We start from the raw sequence: 14,485 nt of genomic DNA, 5'->3' as shown, positions 1-14,485 counted from the left end.
AGCCTGCGTAAGTCCCTGCTTAGCGGAATCCCCTTTCGAGAAGGGAGAAATGGAATTGTTAAAACAACAGTGGCTACTGCCTGAAATCAGCTATCAGGAACGTCACCAGCAGCTTGCCGCTCTGGGGAAGGCGCTCTTTTTTGACAGCAATTTGAGTATTGATTTCAGTACTTCATGCGCCACTTGCCATAAGCCTGATCAAGCATGGGCAGATGGCCAGGCAACAGCAACAGGTCTGAAAAACAAGACTTTGAGAAGGGCAACACCCTCTATTATCAACACCGCTTATTCACTCACATTTATGTGGGATGGACGCTCGCCCAGTCTGGAGCACCAGGCTCTGATGCCTATTTTTAATCCGGAAGAAATGGGGCTGAATGCCGATTTGCTGGTCAAGAGGATTGAACAGAACCCGTCCTATTCCGAGCTGTTTGACGCCGCCTTCGACAGCAATGACATCACTATCCATAAAGTCGGACTCGCCATTGCAGAATTTGAACGAACCATAGTGTCGCGCAATACACGTTTTGATCGTTGGCTAAAAGGCGATAAAAACGCCATGACATTAGAAGAACGAGAAGGCTTCAGATTATTTTTGGATGGCCAGAAAAGCGGCTGTATTAACTGCCACAACCCACCCAATTTTACCGATCATGGTTTTCACAACATCGGCCTTGCCAAACTGGAAGGGCAATCAGCAGACCTCGGGCGTTTCAATCAAACTCCGCTGAACATTATGAAAGGTGCCTTTAAAACACCCAGTCTGCGCGGTACACCGTTAACGGCGCCCTATTTTCACAATGGCAGTGCCAATACACTGGAAGAAGTCGTCGATCATTACCAGGACGGTATTCTCGCGAAAGAAAACCTCTCTCCAAGTTTAATTAACATAACATTGAGTCAGGAAGACAAATCAAAACTCGTCGCCTTTCTCAAAACCCTACAATGAGACAGAGACCATGAAGTTCGCAGCAATAGTATTTTCATTAGGCATCGCTATTTGCTCAAACACATACTCGGACGAGCATGAAGTAGGGCAGAAGAACAAAGCATTTTCCCAAAAAACCTTGAAGGTAAAAGTGGGCGATGTTGTCCATTTCACCAATCAGGATCCGTTTTTTCATAATGTTTACAGTATGTCTGAAACGACAGCATTTGATTTAGGGTCTTATGCGAAAGGGAGTTCAAAATCGGTTAAATTTGAAAAACAAGGAGAGGTTGTCGTGCAATGTGCCATACATCCTTTTATGAAAATGAAAATCAAAGTGGAAAAGTAATCCACCTGCTGAGGCATACCATTGCCGCGCTGCTTTTGTTGGTGCTCGCACAGTACAACAGTGCAGCTGAACAAAAGGACACCGTAAATAGCTCCGGCGCAGCGATCTATATTGAACGCTGCGCGCTGTGCCATGGGAACTATGGCTACGGAGACGGCTACATTCCTCTGTCGCTCCAGCAATACCCGAACACCAGTCTGTTCGAACCCAAGTATGGACATGAACTAAAACAAATTGTCGATGCCATCCGTTGGGGCGGATCAAAAGGGAATATGAGCCCACTCTCTCCTCCCTGGAAAGGCGAGCTTAGTGACCAGGAAATCCAGGCCGTTTCACAATTCATTATAAAGATTCGCAACAACAGCGAATCCGTCCGAGATGATATCGATATTGCTTCAAAAAACCTTCCCAGCAGCGCACGAACAGGAAGGCAAATTTATTTAACGCGCTGCAAAATTTGTCACGGTGAAAATGGAGAAGGGGACGGCGTTTTGTCAGGCAAAGTCATCAACAACCCTCCACCGTTTGATTTAACCCAAAGCCGGCAGGACGCAGCTTACTTAAAACAGATCATTATGGACGGCGGCGGAAAACTCGGACGCTCCAGCAAGATGCCGGCCTGGAAGTATGAACTGCTCAGCCATGAAGTGGAATCTCTGGTGATTTATATCCGTTCGATAAGACAATGAAAATTAGAAATACTCGAAAAGATGTGCTGATATTCTTTCTTGTGCTTGCCATAGGGCTCTCTGTATCTATCCTCGCACAAAATTCTAATATCAAGGAATATCGCAAACAGAAGGCAATCGATTTCGAATCCAAGATCGCCAGCCTAACATTGATCATTGGTGATACGCTCAAAAACAAACAGGATTACTCCGACATCCTCGCCAAGTCAATTTCGGAGGTATCTGAGCACAACTCTAATGATATCGAAACCTATAAGACCAAGGCGGCTCACTTGGTTAAAAGGCTTTCCAATTATGAATCCTTTTATATTCACCTTGAAGACAACAATGGTAAGGCTGCCCTGCATTCTTTGGAAGAGGTCTCCGATCTTGATTTGAAATCGGATATTTTGAAGTCACTGGTCGATCTTGAAAACAAACCGGATCAATTCAGCATTCTGATCAAGTCGGAAGATGAACTGCACAACGAAATGTGTATGGTCACAAAGATCCCCGAGCACATGAACTCTCGGTTGATTATTTGCAGCAGCCTGGAAACCCTGCTGGCCAAAGTTATTGAACGATCCAGCGAAGAATGGCAACAAACGCATCTCTACACAGGTAACCGCATACAGGGCTTTAATCATCTATACACGCATCCAAATACACTCTCAGGCCCCGTCAGTGTTGGTGAGCTGAAAGCCCAGAGTAATAATCTGATATTGCTCCCCTATGTGGCGAGATACGCCGATCTGGAAATATCCATAGCCTTTGACCCCGGCAATGATTTCTACAAACTGGATAGCTGGTTGGATTATCTGCCCTTTATTTTCGGTTTGACGCTTACTTTGGCCAGTCTCTATTACATTCGCACAAAGTCCATCGAAACCCGGGTGATCAACCACAAAGTCAAACTGAAAACCAAAGAACTGGAAGAGGCCAAAAATCAATTGCAAAGCCAGGTAAACAAATCTACGGCCTTGTTTGAAAAGTTGCAGGAATCCAATGATGAGCTGACCGCCCTGACGAACTCCGTTGACGGCATTCTCTGGGAAGGTGATCCCAAAACCATGCGATATACCTATGTGAGTGAGCAGGTGGAACGAATTCTTGGTTTTACACCCGAAAAATTCACCAAAGGTAACTTTGTGATTGGCACGCTTATGGAAGGTACTGACCGAAGTGCCATTTCAGAAAAAATGCTGGAAGACCCCAACAGCAATAACAGCTTTCAGATGGAATTCAGCAGTCAGCGGGCGAATAAGGAAAAAATATGGTTGAAGGGCATTATCACCCGGGTTTATAAAAATGGAAAGCTGCATCGTCTTCGAGGGGTCTACATCGATATATCCAAACAAAAAATTCAGGAATTAAAAAATCAGGAAATTGAAGCCCAGCTTCGGCAAGCCCAGAAACTGGAGTCTATCGGTCAGCTGGCAGCGGGTATCGCTCACGAAATCAATACCCCGGCACAGTTTGTTGGTGACAATCTCACCTTTATCGAATCTTCAAGTAAAGATCTGATTTCCTATGTCAAAGACAGCCTTCAGTCAGACTCTGACAACATCAGCCTGGAAAAGCTGAACAGTATTTTGGAAGACATCGACTTTGAATTTCTTGAAGAGGAATTGCCCGATGCTATCCAGCAGTCCAAGGAGGGCCTGGACCGAATTAATCGAATCGTCGGCGCCATGAAAAATTTCTCCCATCCGGACGGTGAGGAAAAACAGAAAATTGACCTGAATAAAGCGATCGAAAGCACATCTATTATTTCTAAGAATGAATGGAAGTATCTTGCCGAGATGACCCTCGAGCTTGAAGACAAGCTGCCACCCCTGAGCTGCCACCCCAGTGAACTGAATCAGGTCTTCCTGAACATCATTGTGAACGCAGCCCATGCCATTGAACAAAAATATCAGGGCAGTGGAATGGGCAAAATCAAAATCGTCACCGCCAAACAGGGTGACAATGTGCTGATTTCGATTCACGACGATGGTTGCGGTATTCCCCAGAGCATTCTCAATAAGATTTTCGATCCCTTTTTTACCACCAAGGGAGTCGGCAAAGGTACTGGCCAGGGATTATCCATTTCCTACTCGGTGATCAGGGATAAGCATAATGGCTCGATCAATATAGACAGTGACGAAGGAAAGGGAACTGTCTTTCACATCATACTTCCACTTGAGGGTTAGAGGCAGGTGCTAATTGCAGGATAATGAAAATGAACGTTATTTTTGTTGACGATGAAGAAAATGTACTGAAAGGTCTGAGAAGAGTTTTGCATCCAGCTCGAAAGGAATGGTCGATGAGCTTTGCGAACTCGGGCCAGGAAGCCCTTGAACTGATGAAAGCAGAAGCCTTTGATGTCATCATCAGTGACATGCGCATGCCGAAAATGAACGGCGTCGAGCTGCTCACGCAAATCAAGGATGCCTATCCGGACACCCTGCGGGTTGTCCTGTCCGGTTACAGTGAGACCGAGTTAATCTTGAGCTGCGTCAAAGTGGCCCATCAATACCTGCCAAAGCCCACGGATTATAAAACCATCAAATCTACCGTGGAAAAAGCACTCAAACTTAAGCACCTGCTCTCAAATGAAGCCTTAACGACGGCCATCTCCAAACTGGAAAATTTGCCCAGCTTGCCCCAAATATACGATGACATTAACAATGAGCTAAAAAAAGAAGACGCCAACCTTCAAACCATCTCCGAGCTGATCAGTGCGGATGTCAGTATGACCGCGAAGTTACTGCAAATCTGTAACTCCGCTTACTTTGGTTTGAACCGCAATATCGACTCCCCTGTAGACGCCGTTAACTACCTGGGTATCGATACCATTAAGAGCCTGATTCTGACCATTAAAATCTTTGAACAGTTTTCAGAAACGGGCGTGCCCAAGGAAAAACTGGAAAACATCTGGCTCGACAGTCAGTCCACTGCCATGCTCGCTAAGCAAATTGCCAGTAAGGCGGGCTGCGATAAATCACTGGTCAATCAAGCTTATACAGGCGGGCTCTTGCACAACATTGGCGAAATCATCCTGCGCCACGAATTGGCCGAACAATACGAAGGCGTCGAAGCGCTTTGCCAAAATCCGGACATGGATACCATCCGTGCCGAACAGCAAGTGTTTGGTTTCAGTCACGATATTGTCGGCGCCTATCTGCTGGATCTTTGGGGATTACCTTCAAGTATTTCCAGCAGTCTGGCGCTATTGCATCAGCCGGAGCATTTGAACTTTGATGGTTTGAATCCGGCCGAACTGGTGTTTATAGCCCATAAAGTTTTGCTGATCAAAAAAGGTCAGCGTCATCATCAGAAAACCCTTTTAACTTATTTTGAACAGGAAACTATCGACAACTGGCTGCTGCTCGCAGACAGCCAGGATTAAGGAAACGAGGCCAACATGAAACACTCTGTATTATTAGTCGACGACGAACCCAATGTATTACGCGCCTTTCGCAGGAATCTTCGCGAAGAGTTTGACGTCCATGTTGCTGAGAGCGGCCCCAAGGGCCTGGAAGCTCTGGATTCCGAAGTTTCCTTTTCGGTCATTGTTTCCGACATGCAAATGCCCGACATGAACGGCATCGAGTTTTTGGAAAAATCCAAGGATGTACAGCCCAATGCCGTACGGGTAATGTTAACCGGTAATGCCGATCAGCAAACCGCGATTGATGCCATCAATCAGGGAAACATCTTCCGTTTTATTAACAAACCCTCCACGCCCCAATTTGTTTCTGAAACCCTGCATGCCGCCATTCAGCAATACAAGCTCACCACTTTGGAAGATGATCTGCTGGAAAATACATTGCGCTCCAGCATCGAAGCCCTGAGCGAAACCCTGGCCCTGGCCAGCCCGGAAATCTTTGGTCGCACCTCACGCTTGAAAGACCATGTCACTCGCTGTGTAAAATTGCTGGGGGTAAAAGACACCTGGCGCTATGAAGCCCTGTCCATGCTCTGCCTTGTGGGTTTGGTCAGCATGCCCGATGAAGCCATTAAAGCCATCAACCAGGGGCAGCGTCTGGATGCCAACTATGTGCAGATGTACAACCATCATCCGGAGCTGGCTCATCAGCTCATCAGCAAAATTCCCCGCATGGAAGATGTTGCCAACTCAATCCGGTATCAGAATAAGAACTTTAACGGCTCAGGCTTCCCCGATATAGAAATGGACGGTAGCAATATCCCGGTGGCCTCACGCCTACTTAAGGTGATTATCGATTTCGACCACTATGAGTCGCTATTTGGTAACTCCGATATTGCCATGAAAAAGCTGGAAGCCAAATCTGGCATTCTTTATGACCCCAAGCTAATCGAGCTGTTTAAGAAATCACTCAAGTTCATTACTCATACGGGCGAGAAGCTGATCAATATTTCAGAGCTGGATACCAGCATGACCTTGGCCCGAGACGTGGAAACCGAAGCCGGCACATTGCTGCTGTCCAAGGGCATCAAAACCAGCGATGCGGTTATCTCGCGCTTGAACAGCTTTCAACGCAGCAAATCCATCTCGGATATGGTCTTTATCGTGGCTAAGTAGCCTCGCTTCTTCTGTATCAGTAAAGGCCGGATTTCCGGCCTTTTTGCCCGCGTCAAACCATCCCATCTAGCCGGCAAAACTCTCCTCACCTGAATCGCTGCAACTCTTATTAAGCCCCATATTTACCCCCAAGGCTCAAAGCGCTAGAATCTCCGCTTTTGGCCCCGCGACGGCAGGGATTGCCGAGGGTTATCGATGTTTTTCAGCGACGAGCGTTTACACTTTTTCAGGGCCTTAACCGGCAAATACCGGGGCCAGGTCGCGGCTTGCCTGACCCTGCTCTACCAGCGCCAGTACAGCGCCACAGCAGACTACGGCCACGCCCCTGATCGCGAACTGATCGTCGATATCATCAGTGAAGCCCTGGCTCGAAACGCCAAACTGGTATTGGACACGGAAGACCTGGACGGAAGTGGGTCAGAAACCGCCGACAATGAACCTCGCTTCAAGAACCCCCGGGAACAGGCCAGCTGGGTTCTGAAACTGTTGATTGACTGCGGCTGGGTAGAGCGCCAGGTCGACCCCGCCACCCTGGCCACCAGTTACCCCTTTAGCCGAATGGGCCGAATTTTTGCTCAGGCTATTCTGGAATCTGACAGTAGCCAGATCCGCACTCGCCACCGCAATACCCGTAACACTCTGAATGCGCTTGAGGCTTTTTACAGTCGCGCTGAAGTCTATGATCTGCTCGATGCCTTTGATCATTCCGAACGTATCATCACCGACTTCACTGACATTATTTCTGAGCTGGAAGAGCGTAAACGCCAACTGGTGCGCGAAGTTGAAGCTCAGCAATTGGTCGAGCAAGCCAGCGAACAGTTTTTTGAATTCATGGAAAAACGTTTCCAGCCGGATATTCAGGTGCGCCTATCCGCAGACAGTGTGGAAAAATACCGAGATGATATTAAGAAGGTCATTCGAAAAATCCGCAGTCGCCCAAAGGATGTGAAGCAACAGGCCGAACGTGAATTGCGCCGTGTCGTTCCGGATCTATGCAGTAATGAGCAATCGTATCTTTACTACTTGCTGGAACAAATTGAGCAACGTATGCGAAGCGCCGCCGACATTATGCTTCCAGCCTTACGCAGTGCCTTGCACGGTTTTACCAAACGCGCGGATATCATTATCCGGCAGCTGAGTTACCTGCACAGCCAGGCCGATAACGATCTGGTCGAAATTTGCCGAGAACTTGCCGATCTGGATGAAGATCACTATCAGCAACGCCTCGAAGCCGCGGCTGAAGCATGCTCCAGCATGCGATTGGCCTTTATCGACCCGGCACAAATTAAATGGCAAGAGAGAAAAAGTGCCACGGTTCTTAATACACAGGTTCAGGAAAGCCCCGAACTCGATACCGATGCCCAGCGAGAACTTATGATTCAGCAATTGCTGGACCAGGCCTTTGTCAGCAACAAGCAAGGTTTGCGCCGTTATATTGTTGATTCCTTGCGAGGCGGGCGGCGCATTGCCACCAGCGAGTTACAAATCGACGACGCCCACAGCCTGATGAGCATGGCCTCAGCCATTGAGATTGGCGCCGTGAACAATCAAAGCTCGGAAATGCAATTTGATGTTCAGTTTGAACGCGCCTCCGTTGAAGGTAATGAGTACTTTCAACAATTTGACGAATTCACCATTGAGCTGCGCGGCAAGACGCCAGCCAGCGACGATTAAAAGCGATTTATGTTCAGCCAAATGCTACAACAAGCCTTGAATGAAAAGGCCATACGCCCCGAAGATTTTTCCGAATTAATGATCCGCCTGCTGGATTACGGCATCATCAATCGGGATGAAAGCCAGGTCGAAGCTAATCTCTACGACCGTTATTTGCAGTGCCAGGATCTGGTGGACGATTATCTCTCCATCATCGGTGTACGTATCGAGCACGATGAGCAGTTCTGTTTTGTGCGTCTTTATCCGCCCGGCGCCAGCGCGCCCAACTTGCAGGATGCGGAACACAGCCCTTTTAATCAAGGCTTTCGCCATCGCCCCAATCAAATGGAAATGGCCCTGATTCTGGTTCTTCGTGTGGAGTATGAAAAATCACTGCGCGAAGGCCTGGTCGACGACAAAGGCTGCGTATTAATTTCGATGGAAGAAATTGCCATCAGTTTGAATAACCTGTTAAAGCGCAAACTGCCAGAGGGGCTTCAGGAACGAAAGCAGCTGTTCCGCAATTTGCGACAGCTCAGAATCATTCGCTTTAACAGCGACAGCAGCAGTGAAGAAGCAGAAAATTGGATCAGTATTCAACCCGGCATCAGCAGTTTGGTCAGCCACGACGTGCTCGCCCAACTTGATCCGGAAAGTCAGCAGAGCGAAGCGGCTCAGCTCAACGAACGCTCAGAAACAGAAGGAGGTCGTGCCTGATGTTTTGTAAAAAAGCGATTCTGGTGAACTGGGGAAACATCCCGCCAATTGAATTCGATTTTGGCCCGGTAAACTTATTTTCCGGTGGCAACGGCTCTGGCAAAACCACTGCTGCCGATGCCCTGCAAACTCTGATGACCGCGGCCCACGAAAACCTGTTTAACTACAACCCGGGTCAGGACGAAACCAGCCAACGCGGTCGCGGTGGCAAACAAGTGCGCACACTGGCATCGTATATTCTCGGATGTGACGATGGCAGTTATGCTCGCCCCAACAAATGTCAGGGCTACATCGCGGCACAGTTTCACCCTACACAGGGTGAAAGTGGCCAGGCCTTCTGGGCCATAATGGCGGTGCAAGCGAGCCTGGAAACTGCTGGCAAACAACGCCAGGCCCGCCAGGATGAATTGCTGTTTTTCGTCTTGCCCGGTGACCAGGTGCCGATTGGTGCCATCACGCTTGCCAGCTTTGTAAAAGAAGATAAAGGCGGAAAGTACATTCTTCCTATGGCCAACCTGGGAAAAAATTTACGCATTGAATTTGGCCAGGATGCCATCGAGGTTTACGACAAAAAGAGCGCCTATCTGCGCCGCTTATACGGTGCCCTGCGCGGGCAAAATGGTGCCGTATCTGATCGTGAAGCCAAGCACGCCGCGAAAACTTTCTCCAATTTTATGGCCTATAAGCCAGTTAAAAGCATCAACGACTTCGTTGCCAAAGAGGTATTGGAACCCAAGGATCTGAGCGAGGATATCCGCCAGGTATCCGAGCTGATGAAAACCATTCACGGCATGGAACAGGAAACCCGCTCCCTGAACGAATCCATCGAACGCCTGGAAAGCGCAAACCACAATGCCATAGAGTTTATCGATATCTGGCAACAAATTCGGATTCTGGAATACGCCGAGCTTTACCGCCGCCAGCGCAGCTTGCAAAAAACTTATCTCAGCAAAAAAGAACAACAGCAGAGCAATCAACTGGCCGTAAAAGATGGTCTGCACAGCATTGAACTGGCCGAGCGTAAAAAGACAATTTTGTTCGACCAGATCACTGAGCTGACCGCAAAACGCAAAGGCATCTCTGCTCTCAAAGACAAAGATGAGCTGCAAAAGCAGGCCGAACTGGCTCAACAGCAGCTGGCAAAACAGGCGCCCTTGTTACTACAACAGTTGCACAGTTTCAGCGAAAACTTTGGCCAGGCCCAAAAGCTGCAAAGACTGGTTCAGCAAAGCTCGCTGGAACTGGAATGTCCTGCTCTAAACCAAAGTCCGGTTCAAAAAGCATTAAAACAGGTTATTGCGCTGGGAGACGACACGGGCATCGATTCCCAAAAGTTGATGACCATCGATTTTCTCGGCAGTGGCGATCTTGAGAAAAAGTTGGAAGATCTGGTCAAGCGTGACAGCAGCCATCAGCATTTGCAGGCGATTTTGCATCAATCCAATGGGAGCGAGAACAGCCTTCGCGATCAGTTGTTCAGCCTTAGCCAGAAACGTCGCGAACGTCAGGACAAAAACCGCCAACACATCGAGAGCCGCGAGCTGGAGATCCAACGCTTGGGCCAAAGCAAGATCAGCTACCCACCCTATGTGCAGCACGCTCTACAGGCCATTGAGCAAGAGTGCCCGGCCGCTAAGCCCAGTGTCTTGTGCGATTTTATTGAAGTCAGCGACCCACAGTGGCAAATGGCCATTGAAGGTTATATCGGTGGCGCTCGCTTCGGCATTATCGTTGAGCCCGAATACGAAGCCCAGGCCATTGCCATCGTTCGAGCGATGGGTGGCCGAAAAAATAAGGCACGAGTGATTCAGGGACACAAAGCGGCCCGTGACGCCCATCGGGTAAAACTGCCAAAAGATTCCATTCTGGATTTGATGGAGTTCAGCCATAAAACCGCCGAATACTATGTTCGCGCCTCATACGGCAGCGTGGTGCGTGCGGCCAATGAAGAAGAACTGCGCGGATTACACCGTGGGCTCTGCGCCAGCGGCGTTGGCGCCGGCAACTATGCCATGTTCCGTTGTGACATCGACGCCAGCGATTTATTGTTTGGTCAGGGTGCCCGCGATCGCGCCTTACTCGCAAAGCGCGAGCAACTCGACGAACTGATTGAACAAAGCCAGCATCTTGAAAGCGCTTACCGTGAAGTTGCCAACTGCCTGGATGCCTGCGATAAAATTACCGCTCCTCAGTCAGCCATGATTGTTCACGAGCTGCTCGACTGCTATCGCAAACTCGAACAGGCCGAGCAGGCCATGAACAATCTCGATTTGAGTGAGTTCGACGATCTGGAAGCGCAACTGCAGCAACTCAAACAAGACCACAGCGACGTAGAAAAAGAAATTAATCAGCAACACCAGGCCCAGGGCGAATACAAAAACAAAGCGCATCAACTGGAACTGACTATCGATAAGCTCGCCGACGAGCAGGATACCCTGCAAATGCAGCTGGAGCAGGGCGAAGCCGCTGTCGATGATATCGCAAAACACAGCAGCCACTTCGATAGCCAGCAAGCCCTCGGCAAAGCCGAGACTATCGCAGACCAGTCCAGTGACAGCCTGCTGCCCCAATGCAATGATTTACGGGGTCAGCTTGAGCAACTCGAACGCAAACTGGATCAACAATTGGCTCAACACAATCAACTTTGTAATAGCCATTGTGTGATTCCTTATTTAGCCAACAGCGATAGCCGCGACAGCCTGGCGATGTATCAACAGGTGCAGCACGCCCAGCAAAACATCGAATCGATTTACCACTCGCTGAAAAACAATGTACTGGTGGGCAAACATGAAAACCTGTTGGCACTGAAAGACAGTTTTAACACCGCCTTTGTCAGCAACCTTTGTCACTCCATTTACCAGGCAATTGGCGATGGCAAGGAACAGTTGGAAGTTTTAAACCAGGAACTGGAACACCATCGTTTTGGTGACGATCGCGAGCGCTTTTTCTTTGGCTATAGCTGGATACCGGAATTCCGCGAATACCATAAGTTTTTCAAGGAAGTTATTGATACGCCGGATCTCGGCGATGGTAACTCTCTGTTTGATGCCGAACTCAGCAAGAAATCCCAGCAGGTGCGCGACAAGCTCCTGGCTATGTTGCTGGATAAAGACGAGCAAACCGCCCTGCGCGAACTGAATCGCATCAGCGATTATCGCAACTACCGCAGCTATGAAATCTACAAAGAACCCTTGAATAAAGAAGCCATTGCCCTGAGCACCTATGGCACTGGCTCTGGCGGCCAGTTGGAAACACCCGCCTACATCATTCGCGCAGCAGCGGTAACGTCAGCGTTTCGTTTCAATGAAGGCAATACCCACTGCCGGATGGTATTGGTGGATGAGGCCTTCTCAAAAATGGATGAAACCCGTTCGCGCCAGGTTATTCACTATCTAACCGAGTCTCTGGGCCTGCAATTGCTGTTTATTATGCCGACCAGCAAGTCCGGCCCTTTTATGGATTTGATCAGTAACCAGACGATCTTCAGCAAATGCCCAGCCACACAACCCGTGGGAGAACTGCAAACCCGTGTGCTGGTGGATCGCAAAGTCTGCAACACCGACAAGATTCAGGAACTGTGGGCCAAGCATCGCAAAACCGTCCGCCACCAGGCCATGCTGGATTTTATGGAGGGTATTTAGGGTGGGCTGATACTTTCAGGTGGGAGCGGCGACTACGCCAGCTCCTGCTCTGAATCGTCCTTTCGAATATAAAGTGCGGTTTCCAGCAGCAAGGCCATATCCTGAGCGTCTCGCGGATCAACCACCAATAAAGGAATATTGTGCTCCAGACATTCAAACACCTCGAACTTATGAAGTTCACGGCTGAACACTGTGGCGCCCGGATCTGATTTCACATCCATATGACTGATACCCACAACGATACGGGTCGTCTTTGCCAGTTCACCAATCTGCAATAATTGTTCACGCAGTTTTGCGAGCGGGTTGGGTACGGCATTACTGATCAGGATCACAACCGCAGCAACACCACGGCGCAATAGCACCTGAATGGTCTGGCTATTCTGGCTGCCCTGGGTACCTAATAGCTGTAAAGTTTGGCCATCTCTCAGGTTGATCAGTTCATAATCAATAGCATGTCCGAACAGCATATTATGCTGCGGTTCAGGTTCAGCTGAGGGCTGTCCCTGAAACCCGGCTCTGGATTGGATAACTGTTTGAATTGCCGTGGTTTTTCCGGCACCTGACGGCCCGACAAAAACAACTTTGTTCTTGCTCATGATTCTTCCCTGTGGGTAATCCCTAGCTCCCAAACTTAAGGCTAATACGATCGAATGGGGTACGCATAGCCACCTAGTACTTAATAACCAAATATTATGCGGGTTCAACTTGAACCCTAAATGAATAGCGACAGCTATTTTAAGGAAATAAAACAATCAACATGATCACTTAATAAACGAATTTGGCCGGAAAAGGCCTCTGATTTGGGACTGACGGGAGCCGGCGTCGACATCCCCAAGAAAGTCAGAAATTCTCTGCTACATTTAATGAGTAGTGACCAACGATAAGAGCAAATCATGGCAACTCCCGTACTCATTTGTGATGACTCGAACATGGCGCGCAAGCAATGCGCCCGCTCTCTGCCCGACGGCTGGCCCGTAGATGTCAGCTTCGCCACCAACGGCGAAGAAGGTGTCGAAGCAATTAAAGAAGGCAAAGCCGAACTCCTTCTACTGGATTTGAATATGCCGGTGATGGATGGCTACGAGGTGCTTGAAGCCATTCGCGCCCAGGATCTGGAAACCATGGTCGTGGTCATTTCCGGTGACATTCAACCGGAAGCCCGCAGCCGGGTGAAACAGCTGGGTGCTATCGACTTCATTAAGAAACCCGTTGATAAAGAAAAGCTCACTGGCATGTTGCTGGAATACGGCATTATTGACGCCGAGCTGATGAAAGCCGTGGAAGAAACGGTAGCACCTGAACCCAAACCTGAAAAGAAGGCAGCCGAAAAGAAAGCGGCGCCAAAAGAACTGCCTGCCTCAGCAAATGACAGCGTACCCAGTGAGCTGGACCCTCTGTTACGCGACTGTCTGCAGGAGCTTTCCAACGTCGCCATGGGCCAGGCGGGCGATATGCTTGCGCGTTTGCTGAAAGTGTTTGTTGAGCTACCCATCCCCAACGTTAATCTGATAGAAGTCAGCGAACTGTGCATGGCCTTTGCTTCAGTGGAAGACTTCCACGAAACCTCAGGTGTATGCCAGGGTTTTATCGGTTCGGGCATCAGCGGTGAAGCTTTACTGATATTAAATGATTCCAGCTTTGGCGATATGGCCGCTCTGTTGAATTACAAAGGGCAGTTGGACGACAGCGCCGAACTGGAAGTGCTGATGGACATTTCCAATATTCTTGTTGGCGCCTACCTCAAAGGGTTGGCGGAACAACTTGATCTTCATTTCAGTCGAGGCGCACCGGTGGTATTGGGGCAACACTGTGATGTCACGCAATTACTGGAAACCAAAAACCAGGCCTGGAATCGCACACTCGCCATCGAGCTGAGTTACGCCATCGAAGATTACCCCATTAAATGTGACTTGCTGCTGTTCTTTACCGAAGACAGCATCCCACACCTGACTCATCACGCTTCTTATTTACTGGATGACTAAT

11 protein-coding genes are annotated in these 14,485 nt (G+C 48.9%); 10 read left to right on the top strand and 1 reads right to left on the bottom strand.

The genetic code is table 11. The annotated features are described in order from the left end of the window. Positions 1-49: 49 nt before the first annotated feature. The 9 genes from G8768_RS03080 (at position 50) to G8768_RS03040 (ending at position 12,502) form a co-directional block, all read left to right on the top strand. Complete coding sequence (locus G8768_RS03080) at positions 50-949, top strand: cytochrome-c peroxidase (protein WP_166851532.1); 900 nt, start codon at positions 50-52, stop codon at positions 947-949. 10 nt (positions 950-959) lie between these two features. Next, positions 960-1,277 (top strand): plastocyanin/azurin family copper-binding protein, encoded by a 318-nt coding sequence (locus G8768_RS03075; protein ID WP_166851535.1) that lies wholly within the window; start codon positions 960-962, stop codon positions 1,275-1,277. Beyond that, positions 1,229-1,966: a c-type cytochrome gene (locus tag G8768_RS03070; protein ID WP_166851537.1), complete on the top strand. Its 738-nt coding sequence runs from the start codon at positions 1,229-1,231 to the stop codon at positions 1,964-1,966. Before G8768_RS03075 ends, G8768_RS03070 begins: the two co-directional genes overlap by 49 nt. After that, positions 1,963-4,137, top strand: coding sequence for a PAS domain-containing sensor histidine kinase (locus G8768_RS21120; RefSeq protein ID WP_166851557.1), 2,175 nt, complete (start codon positions 1,963-1,965; stop codon positions 4,135-4,137). Before G8768_RS03070 ends, G8768_RS21120 begins: the two co-directional genes overlap by 4 nt. A 29-nt stretch (positions 4,138-4,166) precedes the next feature. Continuing rightward, positions 4,167-5,336 (top strand): response regulator, encoded by a 1,170-nt coding sequence (locus G8768_RS03060; protein ID WP_166851560.1) that lies wholly within the window; start codon positions 4,167-4,169, stop codon positions 5,334-5,336. A gap of 15 nt (positions 5,337-5,351) precedes the next feature. After that, positions 5,352-6,491, top strand: coding sequence for an HD domain-containing phosphohydrolase (locus G8768_RS03055; protein WP_166851564.1), 1,140 nt, complete (start codon positions 5,352-5,354; stop codon positions 6,489-6,491). Between the two features lie 195 nt (positions 6,492-6,686). Beyond that, complete coding sequence (locus G8768_RS03050) at positions 6,687-8,165, top strand: Wadjet anti-phage system protein JetA family protein (RefSeq protein ID WP_166851569.1); 1,479 nt, start codon at positions 6,687-6,689, stop codon at positions 8,163-8,165. 9 nt (positions 8,166-8,174) lie between these two features. Beyond that, positions 8,175-8,861 carry a DUF4194 domain-containing protein gene (locus G8768_RS03045; RefSeq protein ID WP_166851575.1) on the top strand — a complete coding sequence of 229 codons (687 nt, stop codon included), beginning with the start codon at positions 8,175-8,177 and terminating at the stop codon, positions 8,859-8,861. After that, positions 8,861-12,502: an ATP-binding protein gene (locus G8768_RS03040; protein ID WP_166851579.1), complete on the top strand. Its 3,642-nt coding sequence runs from the start codon at positions 8,861-8,863 to the stop codon at positions 12,500-12,502. Before G8768_RS03045 ends, G8768_RS03040 begins: the two co-directional genes overlap by 1 nt. Positions 12,503-12,534: 32 nt before the next feature. Here the strand turns inward: G8768_RS03040 and G8768_RS03035 are convergent, their stop codons facing one another. Then, positions 12,535-13,098: a hypothetical protein gene (locus tag G8768_RS03035; protein WP_166851584.1), complete on the bottom strand. Its 564-nt coding sequence runs from the start codon at positions 13,096-13,098 to the stop codon at positions 12,535-12,537. Between the two features lie 297 nt (positions 13,099-13,395). On the opposite strand from G8768_RS03035, the gene G8768_RS21240 reads away from it, so the two are divergent. After that, entirely contained in the window at positions 13,396-14,484 is a 1,089-nt protein-coding gene (locus tag G8768_RS21240) for a response regulator (RefSeq protein ID WP_166851587.1), read from the top strand. The last annotated feature ends 1 nt before the right edge of the window (position 14,485 follow it).

Source organism: Pseudoteredinibacter isoporae (assembly GCF_011602085.1).
Lineage (GTDB): Bacteria > Pseudomonadota > Gammaproteobacteria > Pseudomonadales > Cellvibrionaceae > Pseudoteredinibacter > Pseudoteredinibacter isoporae.
This window is presented reverse-complemented; position numbering and strand designations above follow the sequence as displayed.

What these genes read in the sequence shown, in the direction of transcription:
- G8768_RS03080 (WP_166851532.1), top strand. Translation starts at nt 50, where the DNA reads ATGGAATTGTTAAAACAACAGTGGCTACTGCCTGAAATCAGCTATCAG.
- G8768_RS03075 (WP_166851535.1), top strand. Translation starts at nt 960, where the DNA reads ATGAAGTTCGCAGCAATAGTATTTTCATTAGGCATCGCTATTTGCTCA.
- G8768_RS03070 (WP_166851537.1), top strand. Translation starts at nt 1,229, where the DNA reads ATGTGCCATACATCCTTTTATGAAAATGAAAATCAAAGTGGAAAAGTA.
- G8768_RS21120 (WP_166851557.1), top strand. Translation starts at nt 1,963, where the DNA reads ATGAAAATTAGAAATACTCGAAAAGATGTGCTGATATTCTTTCTTGTG.
- G8768_RS03060 (WP_166851560.1), top strand. Translation starts at nt 4,167, where the DNA reads ATGAACGTTATTTTTGTTGACGATGAAGAAAATGTACTGAAAGGTCTG.
- G8768_RS03055 (WP_166851564.1), top strand. Translation starts at nt 5,352, where the DNA reads ATGAAACACTCTGTATTATTAGTCGACGACGAACCCAATGTATTACGC.
- G8768_RS03050 (WP_166851569.1), top strand. Translation starts at nt 6,687, where the DNA reads ATGTTTTTCAGCGACGAGCGTTTACACTTTTTCAGGGCCTTAACCGGC.
- G8768_RS03045 (WP_166851575.1), top strand. Translation starts at nt 8,175, where the DNA reads ATGTTCAGCCAAATGCTACAACAAGCCTTGAATGAAAAGGCCATACGC.
- G8768_RS03040 (WP_166851579.1), top strand. Translation starts at nt 8,861, where the DNA reads ATGTTTTGTAAAAAAGCGATTCTGGTGAACTGGGGAAACATCCCGCCA.
- G8768_RS03035 (WP_166851584.1), bottom strand. Translation starts at nt 13,098, where the DNA reads ATGAGCAAGAACAAAGTTGTTTTTGTCGGGCCGTCAGGTGCCGGAAAA.
- G8768_RS21240 (WP_166851587.1), top strand. Translation starts at nt 13,396, where the DNA reads ATGGCAACTCCCGTACTCATTTGTGATGACTCGAACATGGCGCGCAAG.